Origin of the sequence: Amycolatopsis sp. WAC 04182, assembly GCF_003947465.1 — a bacterium.
GTDB lineage: Bacteria > Actinomycetota > Actinomycetes > Mycobacteriales > Pseudonocardiaceae > Amycolatopsis.
Map to the genome: position 1 here is coordinate 801,842 of NZ_QHJJ01000001.1, position 14,342 is coordinate 816,183.

A 14,342-nucleotide genomic window follows, 5' to 3' on the forward strand; every position below is an offset into this window, starting at 1 on the left:
CATTCGGTCCGCGACCCGTCTTCTGACGTTAACCTCGGTTCACATTCGTGTACTCATAGGAGGTCTGAGTGTCTTCGCTGTCTGTGGCCGGCCCCCGTCCGGTCCTCGCCGACCTCGTTCCCGGCGCACTGGTCCGTGACGCGGTCCTGGTCGCCGGTGGTGCCGCCCTGACCGGTGCGGCCGCGCAGATCCTGCTCCCGGTGCCCGGCTCCCCGGTGCCGATGACCGGCCAGACGTTCGCCGCGCTGCTGGTCGGCGCCGCGCTCGGCTGGAAGCGCGGCGCGCTGTCGATGGCGCTGTACCTCGCCGTCGGCGCGGCCGGGTTCGGCTGGTTCCAGAACGGTTCTTCCGGCCTGTTCGGCGCCAGCGCCGGCTACATCGTCGGCTTCGTGCTCGCGGGCGCGCTGGTCGGCGCGCTCGCCGGCCGCGGCGGGGACCGCACGCCGCTGCGCACGGCGGGGACGATGGTGCTGGGCAACCTCGCCATCTACTCGGTCGGCGTGCCGTGGCTGATGGCATCGACCGGCTTCGGCCTGTCGACCGCGCTCGAAAAGGGTGTCGTGCCGTTCCTGATCGGTGACGCGCTGAAGATCGCCGTCGCGGCCGCGCTGCTTCCGGGTGCCTGGGCGCTCGTCTCCCGCTTCCGCAAGGAGTCGTGACCGGTCCTTTCACAGCCCCATGAGCTGCAATGAAGGGGCCTTTCATAGCAAATTTTGCTATGAAAGGCCCCTTCATTGCACGGGGCGGACGATCTTGACGGTGCCCCCGGCTATCGTCTTGTCCCGTGCCCTCCCGTGCTGATTTCCCCGGTGTCCTCGAACTCCTGACCCATGCGGTCGAGTCCGTGGGCGGTGCCGAGCGCGAGGGCCAGGTCAAGATGGCGGACGCCGTCGGCCGCGCCATCCGCACCGGTGAGCACCTGGCCGTCCAGGCGGGCACGGGCACCGGGAAGTCGTTGGCCTACCTCGTTCCCGCGATCCGGCATGCGGTCGAGAAGGAGGCCACGGTCGTGGTCTCCACGGCCACCATCGCCCTGCAGCGCCAGCTCGTCGACAGGGACCTCCCCCGGCTGGCGAAGGCGCTGAAGAAGCCCCTCGGCCGCGAGCCCACCTTCGCGATCCTCAAGGGCCGCCGTAACTACCTCTGCCTCCACCGGCTCGATTCCGGCGCCCCGGACGAGCCGGAAGACCAGCAGCTGTTCGACCCGTTCGCCGTGTCCCGGCTCGGCAAGGAGGTCACGCGGCTGCGGGAATGGTCGTCCGACACCGAAACCGGTGACCGCGACGAGCTGGTCCCCGGCGTCTCGGACCAGGCGTGGCGCCAGGTGTCGGTCACGGCCAAGGAATGTCTGGGCGCCTCGCGCTGCCCCATCGGCACGGACTGCTTCGCCGAGCGGTCCCGCGCCGAAGCGGGCAAGGCCGACGTAGTGGTCACCAACCACGCGCTGCTGGCGATCGACGCGCTGCAGGGCTACCAGGTGCTCCCCGAGCACGATCTCGTGATCATCGACGAGGCGCACGACCTCGTGGACCGCGTGACGTCCGTGGCGACCGGCGAGCTGACCAGCGGCATGGTCTCGGCCGCCGCCCGGCGCTGCGGGAAACTCGTCGACGACGAAGTGGCCGACCAGTTGCTGGAGGCGAGCGACGGGCTGGCCCTGATCCTCGACGACCTGCCCTCGGGCCGCATGGACTCGCTGCCGCAGGCCCTCACCGGCGCGATCCCCGCGGTCCGCGACGCCGCGCATCGCTGCCTCACCGCGCTCGGCAAGGACCGCAAGGAGGACGTCGACGAGGCCACGGCTCGCAAACTGGCGCGATCGCTGCTCGAAGAGGTCCACGACACCGCGGTCCGGCTGCTCGAGGCCTTCGACGACGACAAGGCGCATCAGCGCGACGTCGTCTGGCTGACCGGGGACCGCTTCTCCACGAACCCGCGCCCGCCCGCGTTGAAGGTCGCCCCGCTGGGTGTCGCCGGTCTGCTGCGGGAGCGGGTCTTCAACCAGCACACGACCGTCCTCACGTCGGCGACGCTGACCCTGGGCGGCACGTTCGACACCATGGCCCGGCAGTGGGGTCTCCCGCCCGGCGGCGCGAAGGTGGAGAAGGCACCTGGCGCGGCGACCGACAAGGCAGCACCCGCCGACAGCGACGATGCCGACGGCCCGAAGTGGACCGGCCTCGACGTCGGGTCCCCGTTCGACCACAAACGCAACGGCATCCTCTACCTGGCCAAGCATCTGCCGCCGCCGGGACGGGACGGGTTGCAGCCCTCGACCATGGACGAGCTGGCCGAGCTGATCGAGGCCGCGGGCGGGCGCACGCTCGGCCTGTTCTCCTCGATGCGCGCGGCGAAGCAGGCCACCGAGGAGATGCGGGAGCGGCTCGACCTGCCGATCCTCTGCCAGGGTGACGATGCCACCGGCCTGCTGGTGCAGAAGTTCTCCGAGGACGCGCGCACCTGCTTGTTCGGCACGCTGTCGTTGTGGCAGGGCGTCGACGTGCCCGGCCCGTCGCTCCAGCTCGTGGTGGTCGACAGGATCCCGTTCCCCCGTCCGGACGACCCGGTCTCCTCGGCACGGCAACGCGCCGTGGAAGCCAGGGGCGGCAACGGCTTCCTCACCGTCGCGGCCACGCACGCCGCGCTGCTGCTCGCACAGGGCACCGGACGGCTGCACCGTTCGGTCACCGACCGCGGCGTCGTCGCGATCCTGGACTCACGGCTGGCCACCGCGCGCTACGGCGGATTCCTGCGCGCGTCGCTGCCGCCGTTCTGGCCGACCATGGATCCGAAGGTCGCCCGCGACGCGCTGCGCCGCCTCGACGCCGCCGCCCCGGCCTGAGTGGCCTGGAACACGGCCGAGTACCGTTAACGGAACGCCGAAGACAGGGAGAACCGGTTGTCCCACGAGTCGCCCAACGCACAATCCCGGACCGTCAGCGTCGATGACACCGGAGTGCGGCGCCAGCTCGCGGACGGAAGCGAGGAAGCCGTCACGTGGTCCGAGCTGTCCGCGGTGGTGGTCAGAGTGATCCCTGAAGGCCCGTGGAAGGAAGACGTCTTCTTCATGCTCGCCGGCGCCGACGGGAAGGGCACCGCGATCCCCAGCGGCGACCCGGCCGCCGACGCCTTGATCGAGCGGTTGCAGACGCTGCCCGGCTTCGACAACGAGAAGTTCATCGAGGCCATGACCACCGACGCCGACGAGGCGTACGTGGTCTGGAGCGCCGAAGGCCACGCCGCCAAACACTGAGCCCAAGTGCTATGAACGGTCCGTTACTTGCAAAATTCGCAAGTAACGGACCGTTCATAGCATTCCGGGGGACCTACTCGACCGGGAAGCTCTCCGTGACCGGGATGCCCTTCTTCAACGTCCGGCTCACCGTGCACAGCCGCTCGATGGCGCGGTCCACCGCCCCCGCGAGCGCCTCACGCTCGTCGGCGGCGAGCGAGGACACGTCGACGTCGAAAGCCACATGGACGGCGTCGAGTTCCGAAGCGCCTTCGCGCCGGTCCGCGGTCACGCCGACCCGGAACTTCGAGTCCTCCCCGATCCGGCGCGTGATGAGGTTCTCGGCGGTGACGGCCGAGCAGCCCGCCGCGGCGATCTGCAGGAGTTCGGCGGGCGAGAAGGCGCCCTCGGCGCCCTTGCGGCCGATCACGACCTCGGCGCCGCGTTCGTTGCGGCCGATGAAGCGGTGCTCACCGTCGCGCTGGACTTCCAAAGACACGGTTTTCCCTTTCAGTGTCCGTAGGCGAACCCGCGTCCGCCATCGACGTCGGCAGGACGCGGCCTGGTCTTGCTCTCTCACCAAGGCGGCCAGGGCCTTCGGCCGGGCGGGTTCACGCGTGTGTCACCGTCCGGACAAAGCGCAGCTACGCCTCCCCTTCAGAGTGGCGGCAGCCTGGGGGCGATCTCGCCGGCCAGCCGTTCCGCGGCCGGGCACATCTCCTGCGGCTGCTTGACCTTGTCCGCGACGTAGATCTCCACCGTCTCGATCATGGCACGCCCGTCGCCGCCGAAGGTCCGGTGCGGGATCTCGGCCTGACAAGCCTTCCACTCGGCCGAGACCTCGACGAAGGCTTCCCGCGATCCGAGAGCGACCCGTCTGCCGTCGTCCTCGAACGGCGCCCGCTCCCGTTCGAACCGGATCGTCACCTCGGTCTCGCGATGGTTCCAGTAGCACTCCCAGTTGCCGAACACCGGATCCGGTGTGACCGGGCCACCGACGACCGCCTGCGGCAGCTCCCCGCCCAGCGCGCAAGCGTCGAGACTCCCGAGCGAACCGGCGGGGAAGGGAGCGGGACGCCGTTCGACCGGCTCCCGGTTCAGCACGCTCACCGCGTGCGTGGCCACCGGATCGACGTAGTCGCAGAGATGCGCGTGCCAGTTCCGGATGTGCCGGGCGTGCACCCACACCTGGTTGCCGTCCGGCAACGGGATACCCCGTGCGCACTTGTCTTCGGAGTCGCTCGGGATCTCCCGCACGATCAGCTGCCCTGGCTTCGGTTTGTCCAGCAACGGTGACGTCGGCGTCGTCAGTTCGAGCCGGACGTCGACGATGTCCTCCTTGTCCGCGCTCAGGCGCAGGAGGACGCCGCAGGCGTTGAAGTTGCCGGTGGCGTCGTCCAGTTCGGGAGTGCCGAGGTGGTTCAGCACGGACGGGTCCACGAGCGCGCAAGGATCCGCGGTCCGCCGGTCTCCGACCAGTTCGGACGGCGGTCCCGCCGCGATCGACGCGGGTTCCTTCGTGGCGTAGAGCAGGCCCCCGGTCAGCATCAGGACCGCCGCGACGGCCGCGAGCGCGATGGCGCGTTTGGTCACCCGGAAACGTCGTGTCCGCACGGGAACGTCGACGTCCGCGACCTCGGACAGCAGTTCGGCGGCGCGAACGGCGTCCGGTCGCCCGGCGGGTTTGCGCCGCAGCAGTTCCATCAGCGCGGGCGCCAGCGGTCCCGCCCGGCGGATCGGTTCCAGCGTGTACGACGTCGCCCGCCGGAGCTGGACGAACGGACCGACGCTCGCGTCTCCCCACACCGACGTGCCCTCGACGGCGGCGAACAGTGTCGCTCCCAGCGAGAACACGTCCGCCGCGGCCCCCGCCTGCCGTCCTTCGGCCATCTCCGGCGCGACGTAACCCGGCGTCCCGACGTCGAGGCCGCCGCCGGTGCGGGTCACCTCCGCCCACTGTGCGATGCCGAGGTCGGTGAGTTTGGCCGTACCGTCGTCGGCCACCAGGACGTTGCCCGGTTTGAGGTCGCGGTGGACCATGCCCTTCTCGTGCATCGCCGCGAGCGCCGCGGCGAGCTGGACACCGATCTTGGCCACCTTGCCGGGTGGCAGCGGCCCGTCCGCGTCGATGACGTCGGCGAGGCTGCGCGAGGGCAGGTATTCCATGACGAGCCAGCGGTCGTCACCGTCGATCACGGCGTCGAAGACGGTGACGACGTTCGGGTGATGCAGGCCCGCGCCGATCCGCGCCTCGCGGCGGATCTGGCCGCTGTCCCCGGCCTGCGAGCGTTTGAGGGCGACGACCCGGCCGAGGTCCAGATCGGTGGCACGCCAGACCACACCCATACCCCCGGCGCCGATCCGCTCCTCCAAGCGATAGCGCCCGGCGATCAGCCGGTCACCCATGCGGGGAGTATAGGAGGCTAAGCCCTTTGGGCTATGACCGTGACTGTTCCGGGATCCACTTCGGTGAAACCGGCGTCCCGGACCGCGACGACGCCGTCACGGCGCCACGAACCTTCGGGATCTTCGACCGGGCAAAGCGCCTTCCAGGTCGCGACCGGCGGGGTCCGCACCGAGCACCGGAACCCGGTCTCGGCCCAAGCCGCCCGCTCGGCCTCGTCCAGCAGCGAAGCGAGGATCATCGTCGCGTGCCCGACCTGGGCCGAACCCTTGCCGACGGTCATCGAGACCTCGGGGTTCAGCAGCAGCCGCGGGACACCGTCCGGCGCAGGGCCCGGCTCGTCGGCCGGTAGTTCGCTCCCGGAGATCTGCAACCGCGAGACCTCCTTCGGCGTCTCGACGACGCGGCAGGGAAGCAAGGCCCGCGCCTCGGCGCCGTCGACCTCGATCGTGATCCCCGGCAGTTCCTGGACCGCTCGCCAGTGCGCGCCGCGCGCCCGCCGGGCGACCTTGCGGATCCGGCCGTCGACCCACACCTTGAGCGGGTCGTGCCATTCGCCCTCGGGCTCGGCGCGTTCGTCGAGACAGACCGCGACCGCGGCCGCCGCGGCGGCCTCCAGCAACGCGGTCCGCGACGGCGGTTCGGCCCGTTCCATCCGCAGGATCACCGGCATGGCGCGGACTTCGGCGGGATCCTCGTCGGAGGTGTCCACCGTGTCCTCGGCGGGCAGCCCCAGCCAGAACGCGTAGCGCGCGGCCAGCGGTTCGAGCACGCTCATGGCCGGGAAAGCTCGAGACCGTCGGCCGCGTCGGCCGCCTCGATCTCGGACCTGGTGACTCCGAGCAGGAACAGCACGGCGTCGAGGTACGGGTGGGAAAGCGCGGTGTCGGCGACCTCGCGCAGCGCGGGCTTCGCGTTGAAGGCGACCCCCATGCCGGCGACCGAAAGCATGTCGATGTCGTTCGCCCCGTCACCGACGGCGACGCACTGCTCCAGCGAGATCTCGTACTCCTCGGCGAACCGGCGCAGGGCCGTCGCCTTGCCCGCGCGGTCGACGATGTCCCCGATCACCCGGCCGGTGAGCTTGCCGTCGACCACTTCGAGCTCGTTCGCGGCGGCGAAGTCGAGGCCGAGATCGTCCACAAGGGACTGGATGATCTTGGTGAAGCCGCCCGAAACGACCCCGCAGCGGAAGCCCATCCGCTTCAGCGTGCGGATGGTCGTGCGCGCGCCCGGGGTGAGCTCGATGGAAGCGGCGACCTCGTCGAGCACCGTCTCCGGCAGCCCTTCCAGCAGCGCGACCCGGCGCTCCAGCGACTCGCCGAAGTTCAGCTCGCCACGCATCGCGGCCTCGGTGATCTCGCGGACCTGCGGTTCGACGCCGGCGTGCGCGCCGAGCATCTCGATGACCTCGCCCTGGATGAGCGTGGAGTCGACGTCGAAGACGACCAGCCGCTTGGCGCGGCGCGCGAGCCCGGCCCGCTCGACCGAGATGTCGATCCCGGCCTCGACGGCGGCGTCCGCCAGCGCGGTGCGCAGCGCGGCGTCGGCCTCCGGGGTGTCCTGGGCGAGCGAGGTGTACAGCTCCAGCCCGGTGACCGGATAGTCGGCGACACTGCGGATCGAGTCGATGTTGACGTCCAGCGCGGCGAGGCGGCGCGCGACATCGGAGAACGCCCGCGCGGTCACCGGACGGCCGAGCATCAGCAGGACATGCGTCGAGTCCTTCTGGCCGATGGCGAACGGGTCGGCACCGATGGCCGAGCCGATCTTCACCTCGACCTGCATCCCGACCGACGCCATCGCCTGCTCGACGTACTCCTGCAGGCCCTCGGGGTCGCGGTAAACGCCGGCGAGCACGCCGAGCACCAGCTGGCCGCGGATGACGACCTGCTCGACGTCGAGGACGTCGACGTCGTGGCGCGACAGCACGGCGAACAGCACCGAGGACACACCCGGTTTGTCGGGACCGGTGGTGGTGATGAGAACTGGTGTCTGCGTCACGGGGTCAGTCTCCCTCAGCCGGATACGAAAATGGCGCGTGCCTTGCCCCTGTGTGAGGCAAGGCACGCGCCGATTCCGCTTATCGGGTCACTTCTCGCTGGAGTTGTCCTTGGAGTGATCACCCGGCATGGCCGCCTCGGTGAGCACCTGGGACGGCGCCCGGTGGGTGTTGACCTTCTGCTTCCCGAAGAAGCCGATCTCACCCTCCTTGTGGATGCGCTCCACCATGTGCGGGTAGTGCAGCTCGAACGCCGGCCGCTCGGAACGGATCCGCGGCAGCTCGGTGAAGTTGTGCCGCGGCGGCGGGCAGGACGTCGCCCATTCGAGCGAGTTGCCGTAGCCCCACGGGTCGTCCACCGTGACGATCTCGCCGTACCGGTAGCTCTTGAAGACGTTCCAGATGAACGGCAGCGTCGAGGCACCGAGGATGTACGCGCCGATCGTGGAGATCGTGTTCAGCGTGGTGAAGCCGTCGGACTGCAGGTAGTCCGCGTACCGGCGCGGCATGCCTTCGGCGCCGAGCCAGTGCTGCACCAGGAACGTGGCGTGGAAGCCGATGAACGTGGTCCAGAAGTGCCACTTGCCGAGCTTCTCGTCCATCATGCGGCCGGTGATCTTCGGGAACCAGAAGTAGATCCCGGCGAACGTGGCGAACACGATCGTGCCGTAGAGCACGTAGTGGAAGTGCGCGACGACGAAGTAGCTGTCGGACACGTGGAAGTCGATCGCCGGCGCGGCCAGCATGATGCCGGTCAGACCGCCGAAGAGGAACGTGACGATGAAGCCCATCGAGAAGATCATCGGCGTCTCGAAGGACAGCTGGCCCTTCCACATCGTGCCGATCCAGTTGAAGAACTTCACGCCGGTCGGGACCGCGATCAGGAAGGTCATGAAGGAGAAGAACGGCAGCAGCACGGCGCCGGTCGCGTACATGTGGTGCGCCCACACGGCCACCGACAGCGCGGCGATCGCCAGCGTCGCCCAGACCAGGCCCTTGTACCCGAAGATCGGCTTGCGGCTGAAGACCGGGAAGATCTCCGACACGATCCCGAAGAACGGTAGCGCGACGATATAGACCTCTGGATGGCCGAAGAACCAGAACAGGTGCTGCCAGAGGATCACGCCGCCGTTCGCGGGGTCGAACACGTGCGCCCCGAGATGCCGGTCCGCCAGCAGGCCCATCAGGGCCGCGGTCAGGATCGGGAACGCCAGCAGGATCAGGATGCTGGTGACCAGGATGTTCCAGGTGAAGATCGGCATCCGGTACATCGTCATGCCGGGGGCGCGCAGGCAGACCACCGTGGTGATCATGTTGACGCCACCGAGGATGGTGCCGAGACCGGACACGACCAGACCGGAGATCCACAGGTCGGCGCCGACGCCGGGCGAGTGGATGGCGTCCGACAGCGGGGTGTAGGCGAACCAGCCGAAGTCGGCGGCGCCACCCGGGGTCAGGAAGCCGGACATCACGATCAGGCCGCCGAAGAGGTACAGCCAGTACGAGAACGCGTTCAGCCGCGGGAAGGCGACGTCGGGCGAACCGATCTGCAGCGGCAGGATGAAGTTCGCGAAGCCGAAGAGGATCGGCGTCGCGTACAGCAGCAACATGATCGTGCCGTGCATGGTGAACAGCTGGTTGTACTGCTCCTGCGAAAGGAACTGCTGCCCGGGACGCGCCAGCTCGGAGCGGATCAGCATCGCCATCGCGCCGCCCACCATGAAGAAGGCGAACGACGTGACCAGGTACATGATGCCGATTTGCTTGTGGTCCGTCGTGCGGAACAACCGCAGCAGGTACGAACCCTTAACCGACTCGCGCGCGGGATACGGGCGCGTGGCGATCGGCTTGGGGGCTACGGCCGTCACTCCTGCCTCCAACACTCAAACCTTGTGGTGGTCAATTTGCGGTCGCCGGGCGGGTTCGGGACCCATTCCGGCGGCTAGTGGGGATCGTAGCCCTCACTACCGACAGTCGCGCGCACCGGCTGGCAAGATCGCGCCGTGACCGACGAACACACCCGTGCGGGAGTGGCCGCGGCGGTCGCCGTCGGTGCCCGCCACGGGCTCCCGACCGGCGCCCCCGATGTGCTGCATTTCAAGTCGAACGTGCTGGTGAGACTGGGTCCGGTGGTCGCGCGGGTGCCCGGTACGACGCGCCTCGCGCGGTCCTCGCCCGAAGACTGGCTCAGGCGCGACGTCGAGCTGTCGAGGTACCTCACGGAACGTGGTGTGCTCGTCGTCTCACCCACGACGGATCCCCCGGCAGGACCGCATTTCGCCGAAGGACTCCCAGTCACTCTCTGGCACTACACGCCGCACGAGCCGGGGCACACGCTGTCGCCGCGCGAGGTGGCGCTTTCGCTCGCCCAGGTGCACGACGCGCTCGCGGACTATCCCGGTGAACTGCCCGAACTCGGGCCCGTCCGTGAACTCCGGACGTTGCTCGACCGGCACGGTGCGCTCATGGGCGGAGCCGCGCCCCGGTTGTACGACGAACTCGAGCGGGTGGCGGCCGCGCTGCCGGACGCCGAGCCGCGTCCGCTGCACGGTGACGCCCATCGGGGGAACGTCGTCGCAACGGCGGCCGGGCCGTGCTGGCTCGACTTCGAGGACACCTGGCGCGGACCGCTCGGCTGGGACCTCGGCGTGCTCTTCGCGGAGGCCGGGCACGCGACCTTGGACGCGTACCCGGCCGATGTCGCGCCCTCGTCGCTGGAGCCGTTCATCGCGTTGCGGCGGTTGTTCGAGGTCCCTTGGCGCTTCGTGATCGCGCGGCGGTTCCCGGAGCGGCTCCCGGAGGCCGAAGCCGCCCTGGAGCGCTACTTCTCCCGTTAGACGGCGTCCAGCAGGAGTTTCGCCGCGACGTCGACGCCGTCCGTCCGCACCTCACCGCCGACCTGACGCGCTCGCGAGGCGACGTCAGGACGCAGCACCTCGCCCAGAGCGTGCGTCAGCGCTTCGGCGGAGGGCTCCCCGGTGATCGACGTGCCCACCCCGAGTTCGCTGACGCGCTGCGCGAAGTAGGGCTGGTCGAACATCTGGGGAACGAGGACCTGCGGCACGCCTGCCCGGGTTGCCGCTGTGGTGGTCCCGGCGCCGCCGTGGTGCACGACCGCCGCGACCCGCGGGAAGAGCGCCTGCTGGTTGACGTCCCCGATGGCGAGGCAGTCGGGCTCGTCGTCGATCAGCGACAGCTCGGTCCAGCCGCGGAACACGATCGCCCGCCGTCCGTGCGCCCTCGCCGACTCGATCATCGCCTTCGCGATCTCCTCCGGGGCGCGGATGCTCCCGAATCCGAAGTAGACCGGCGGTTCCCCGTCGTCGAGGAACGCCTCCAGCTCCGGGCACAACGGACTGTGGTCCGGCAGGATCCAGGCGCCGGTCTGGTGCACGTCGAGCGCCGACGGCCCCCGCCACGGCGCCAGCACCGGATCGGCGGCGAGCCACGGGCTCTCGGTGAAGATATGCCCGCGGACGTCGTCGACGGGCGGGAGACCGAGCTTGTTCCGCTGCGCGTTCAGCACGCCGCCCCATTGCTCGTTCCATCGTCGCGCGTCGTCGGCCCACAAGGCCGGGATGGCGGCGTCGGGATTCTCCGGCGCCCATCCCGCGAAAACGGGCGGACGATGGTGCAGTGAAGGCAGCGTTATCGGGCAGTATGCGGTGAAGAAATAGGGAATCCCTTTTCGCTCGGCCACCGAATGGGCGGCGATGTTCAAGGCCATTCCCGCGACGACGGCGTCGCAACCATCGGCCACCTCCGGCATCGTCGCGAATTGGTCGACGACCATGGCCTCGGCCATCTCGCGCCGCCCCTCGGGCGTGGCCATCGCCTTGGCCATGGCGGAATCCGGCTTCGCGGTCGACCGGAGTTCCGGCCCCAGCGAAGCGAAAGGGATCCCGAGGCCTTCGGCCCAGTCGCGGAAATCGGGCGGTGCGCAAAGCCGGACTTCCCGGCCGAGTTCCCGCAACCGCACCGCCAAGGCCACCAGCGGCTGCACCTCACCCCTCGTCCCGATAGTGGACAGGAGTACACGCATGGAAATCCCCCTTCGGAAAAACGTGAAGGTGGGAATTGTGGACCGGGAATGGGGGCTTGCCGCAAGCCCCGGGGTCCGCTATACCTTGGAAGGGGCGAGGGAAACGTTTCTCACGCGGGGTACCAGCCCAAGATCGCTTCGACGACCCCGGCCGGATCCTCCAGCGGTGTCAGATGCCCGGCCTCCGGCAGCACGACCAACGTCGCGTCCGGCAGCGTCTCCACCAGGGTGTTCGCCTCCTCCAGCGGGGTCAGGCCGTCCTCTTCGCCGACCACGACCAACGCCGGCACGTCCGCCGAACGCAGTGTTTCGCGCGAATCGGGCCGCGCCGCCATCGCGCGTGCCGCCCACGCGACGCCGGACGGCGGCTGCGTCGTGATCAGTTCGCGAAGTCGTCCGGCCACTTCCGGACGGGCCTTTTCCGCGAGCAATCCGGGCGTGACGGCTTCGGGCATCCAGGCGGTGCCTTCCGCTTCCACCCTGGCCGCGACGTCGTGCCGGGCCCGCACGGCTTCGGGAGCGTCGGCCGTCGCCTTCGTGTCGATGAACACCAGCCCGCCCACCCGTTCCGGCGCCAGGCGCAGCACCGCCATCGTCAGGTAGCCGCCCATCGAGCAGCCACCGAGGACGACCTTGTCGAGACCGAGCCGATCGAGCAGCGCCACGACGTCGCGGGCGGCGTCGTCCAGATCCGGCTCCCGATCGGTTTCCGGCAGCGGGCTGCGGCCGAGGCCGCGCTGGTCGGGAGTGATCAGCCGCAGACGTTCCGAGAGCGGCGCGCGGACCGCGTCCCACATGCGGGCGTCGACGGGGAAGGCGTGCAGCAGTACCAGCGGGAGATCCTTCATGGCGACAATTCTGTCGCACCCTGGGGCTACCGTCAGATCCGTGCTGACAGAGATCAAGACGGAGAGGCTCCTGCTGCGGCGGCTGCGCGAGGCGGATCGCGAGAACATCGTCGCGCTGCAGGCCGATCCGGAGACGAACAGGTTCAACCCGGTGCCGCATACCGTCGAGGGCGCGAACGAGCTTTACGACGCCTGGATGAAGCAATGGGCCGAGCACGGGTTCGGCTATCTCGCGGTGTCCGCTTCGGACGATCCCGAGGTGATCGTCGGTTTCGGCGGCGTCCGCCATCACGAATGGAACGGCGAGCGCGTGCTGAACCTCGCGTACCGCTTCTGGCCGTTCGCCTGGGGCAAGGGTTACGCGACGGAGATGGCGGCCGCCGTCGTCGAATGGGCCGAGCGGGAGATCCCCGAGGTCCCGGTGATCGCCAACATCATGGTGTCCAACGTGCCGTCGGTCCGCGTCGCCGAGCGGCTCGGTTTCAAGATCCACACGGAGGAGGAGTTCGAAGGAGCGCCCTCACTGCACATGCGGCGCTGAGTCACCAGCGTCCGGGACGGCGCCGGGACCGCGCGCTCCAGCACGCCTTGTGCCAATGGCGGCGGTCGGCGACCCCGCCGGTGTCGTCGGCGGGCCAGGCGACCACATGCGGGGTTCCCTGCCGGATCTCGTGATCGCAGCCGGGGCAGCGGTAGTCCTTGGTGGCCTGCGCGCCGGGCACGGTGCGCACCAGCCAGTCGCCGTCGGCGGCGGATTCGGAGCGCGCCCAGCCGGTCGACGCGCCGAGGTCGGGGCGTCCACCGCGGTCGGGCCGGTTACGTCGTGGCACGCCGAAACGGTATACGGCCGGGTGCCGTGTGATCCCGCTCGCTCGCGGTTCGGTCGTGAGATACGCCTTCAATCACGCGAGTTACGCCTCCAGACACGCGAGTTCCGCGGAACATCACGTGACGGCACTCGGCGGCGCCGGACCGCCGGTGTGACGGAAGGCGTAACTCGCGTGATCGCAGGCGTATCTCGCGTGTTTGGAGGCGTAACTCGCGTACTAGCCGCCGAAATAGGCGCCCGGCGTCACCCCGACCGCGCGGCGGAAGGCGGCGACGAACGCGCTCGGCGAGGAATAGCCGATCCGGCGGGAGACCGCGGTCAGCGGCATGCCCTCCGCCAGCAATGGCAAGGACGCGCGCAGCCGGGCCTGCACCCGCCACGCGCCGAACGTCGTGCGGCATTCGGTGAGGAACAGGCGCGCGAGGGTGCGTTCGCTCGCGCCCGCGTCGTGCGCGAAATCCGCGAGGCCGCGGCGGTCCGCCGGATCGGCGATCACCGCCCGCGCGACGGTCAGGGCTCGTCCGTCCGACGGCATCGGCACGGTGATCGGCACGACGGCCACCGGTTCGAGCAGATCGAAGGCGACGGCCTCGGCCCGGCGGCGCGCGTCGTCGCCGAGGTCGGCGGCGCCGAGGTGCTCCAGCAGTTCCCGCAGCAGCGGGCGGACGGCGACGAGCGTCGGTCCGGGCCAGCTCACCGGGCATCGGTCCCGGGCGGCGTAGATCCCCCGCAGCACGGTTTGCGCGGTGGCACCGGTCCGATGGACGACACCGGCCGGGATCCAGAGCGCCCGGGTCGGCGGCAGCACCCAGTACCGGTCGCCGACGTTCACGCTCAGGATCCCCCGGGCGGCCCACGCGAGCTGGTGGCCGTCGTGCTCGTGCCACGGGAGCCAGGTGCCCGCGGCCAGATCCATCTCGCCGAGCACCATCGCCGTCGGCATCGGCGGCAGGAGTCCGATTTGCGACATCACTTGGCAGCCTAT

At 69.7% G+C, this 14,342-nt stretch carries 14 protein-coding genes; 5 read left to right on the forward strand and 9 right to left on the reverse strand.

Translation table 11 applies throughout. From position 1 onward, the window contains the following. Positions 1–68 precede the first annotated feature (68 nt). The 3 genes from DMH01_RS04085 to DMH01_RS04095 all read left to right on the forward strand — a co-directional run bounded on the left by DMH01_RS04085 (position 69) and on the right by DMH01_RS04095 (position 3,253). Complete coding sequence (locus DMH01_RS04085) at positions 69–659, forward strand: biotin transporter BioY (protein WP_125673757.1); 591 nt, start codon at positions 69–71, stop codon at positions 657–659. Between the two features lie 125 nt (positions 660–784). Beyond that, positions 785–2,842 (forward strand): ATP-dependent DNA helicase, encoded by a 2,058-nt coding sequence (locus tag DMH01_RS04090; protein ID WP_125673758.1) that lies wholly within the window; start codon positions 785–787, stop codon positions 2,840–2,842. A gap of 57 nt (positions 2,843–2,899) precedes the next feature. Further along, entirely contained in the window at positions 2,900–3,253 is a 354-nt protein-coding gene (locus tag DMH01_RS04095) for a hypothetical protein (protein WP_007028272.1), read from the forward strand. A gap of 73 nt (positions 3,254–3,326) precedes the next feature. Here DMH01_RS04095 and DMH01_RS04100 read toward each other — a convergent pair whose 3' ends face one another. The 5 genes from DMH01_RS04100 to ctaD form a co-directional block, all read right to left on the reverse strand. Then, positions 3,327–3,731 (reverse strand): OsmC family protein, encoded by a 405-nt coding sequence (locus tag DMH01_RS04100; RefSeq protein ID WP_125673759.1) that lies wholly within the window; start codon positions 3,729–3,731, stop codon positions 3,327–3,329. Between the two features lie 158 nt (positions 3,732–3,889). Continuing rightward, the gene (locus tag DMH01_RS04105) at positions 3,890–5,638 is read right to left on the reverse strand and encodes a serine/threonine-protein kinase (RefSeq protein WP_125673760.1); all 1,749 of its coding nucleotides are present in this window, start codon (positions 5,636–5,638) and stop codon (positions 3,890–3,892) included. A 17-nt stretch (positions 5,639–5,655) separates the two neighbouring features. Further along, positions 5,656–6,414, reverse strand: a complete 759-nt coding sequence (locus tag DMH01_RS04110) for a peptidyl-tRNA hydrolase (protein WP_125673761.1) — start codon at positions 6,412–6,414, stop codon at positions 5,656–5,658. Beyond that, positions 6,411–7,640: a phosphoserine phosphatase SerB gene (serB, locus tag DMH01_RS04115; RefSeq protein ID WP_125673762.1), complete on the reverse strand. Its 1,230-nt coding sequence runs from the start codon at positions 7,638–7,640 to the stop codon at positions 6,411–6,413. The genes DMH01_RS04110 and serB overlap by 4 nt, the downstream gene beginning before the upstream one ends. Positions 7,641–7,727: 87 nt before the next feature. Next, positions 7,728–9,506: a cytochrome c oxidase subunit I gene (ctaD, locus tag DMH01_RS04120; RefSeq protein WP_034308844.1), complete on the reverse strand. Its 1,779-nt coding sequence runs from the start codon at positions 9,504–9,506 to the stop codon at positions 7,728–7,730. Positions 9,507–9,641: 135 nt separating this feature from the next. Here ctaD and DMH01_RS04125 point away from each other — a divergent pair, with 135 nt between their 5' ends. Next, the gene (locus tag DMH01_RS04125; RefSeq protein ID WP_125673763.1) at positions 9,642–10,475 is read left to right on the forward strand and encodes an aminoglycoside phosphotransferase family protein; all 834 of its coding nucleotides are present in this window, start codon (positions 9,642–9,644) and stop codon (positions 10,473–10,475) included. Here DMH01_RS04125 and DMH01_RS04130 read toward each other — a convergent pair. Both DMH01_RS04130 and DMH01_RS04135 read right to left on the reverse strand, forming a co-directional pair. Then, complete coding sequence (locus tag DMH01_RS04130; RefSeq protein ID WP_125673764.1) at positions 10,472–11,680, reverse strand: glycosyltransferase; 1,209 nt, start codon at positions 11,678–11,680, stop codon at positions 10,472–10,474. The genes DMH01_RS04125 and DMH01_RS04130 overlap by 4 nt on opposite strands. 110 nt (positions 11,681–11,790) lie before the next feature. Continuing rightward, a complete protein-coding gene (locus tag DMH01_RS04135) occupies positions 11,791–12,528 on the reverse strand; it encodes an alpha/beta fold hydrolase (protein ID WP_125673765.1) in 738 nt (245 codons plus the stop codon). A 40-nt stretch (positions 12,529–12,568) separates the two neighbouring features. Between DMH01_RS04135 and DMH01_RS04140 the strand changes: the two genes are divergently transcribed. After that, a complete protein-coding gene (locus tag DMH01_RS04140; RefSeq protein ID WP_125673766.1) occupies positions 12,569–13,069 on the forward strand; it encodes a GNAT family N-acetyltransferase in 501 nt (166 codons plus the stop codon). A gap of 1 nt (position 13,070) precedes the next feature. Here DMH01_RS04140 and DMH01_RS04145 read toward each other — a convergent pair whose 3' ends face one another. Together DMH01_RS04145 and DMH01_RS04150 are read right to left on the reverse strand one after the other, a co-directional pair. After that, positions 13,071–13,358, reverse strand: coding sequence for a hypothetical protein (locus tag DMH01_RS04145; protein WP_125673767.1), 288 nt, complete (start codon positions 13,356–13,358; stop codon positions 13,071–13,073). Positions 13,359–13,574: 216 nt separating this feature from the next. Beyond that, entirely contained in the window at positions 13,575–14,327 is a 753-nt protein-coding gene (locus DMH01_RS04150; RefSeq protein ID WP_125673768.1) for a helix-turn-helix domain-containing protein, read from the reverse strand. Positions 14,328–14,342 lie beyond the last annotated feature (15 nt).

Bases quoted from the DNA above. Each gene is read 5' to 3' on its own strand.
- DMH01_RS04130 (WP_125673764.1), bottom strand. From the start codon at position 11,680: ATGCGTGTACTCCTGTCCACTATCGGGACGAGGGGTGAGGTGCAGCCG.
- DMH01_RS04110 (WP_125673761.1), bottom strand. From the start codon at position 6,414: ATGAGCGTGCTCGAACCGCTGGCCGCGCGCTACGCGTTCTGGCTGGGG.
- DMH01_RS04150 (WP_125673768.1), bottom strand. From the start codon at position 14,327: ATGTCGCAAATCGGACTCCTGCCGCCGATGCCGACGGCGATGGTGCTC.
- DMH01_RS04135 (WP_125673765.1), bottom strand. From the start codon at position 12,528: ATGAAGGATCTCCCGCTGGTACTGCTGCACGCCTTCCCCGTCGACGCC.
- DMH01_RS04105 (WP_125673760.1), bottom strand. From the start codon at position 5,638: ATGGGTGACCGGCTGATCGCCGGGCGCTATCGCTTGGAGGAGCGGATC.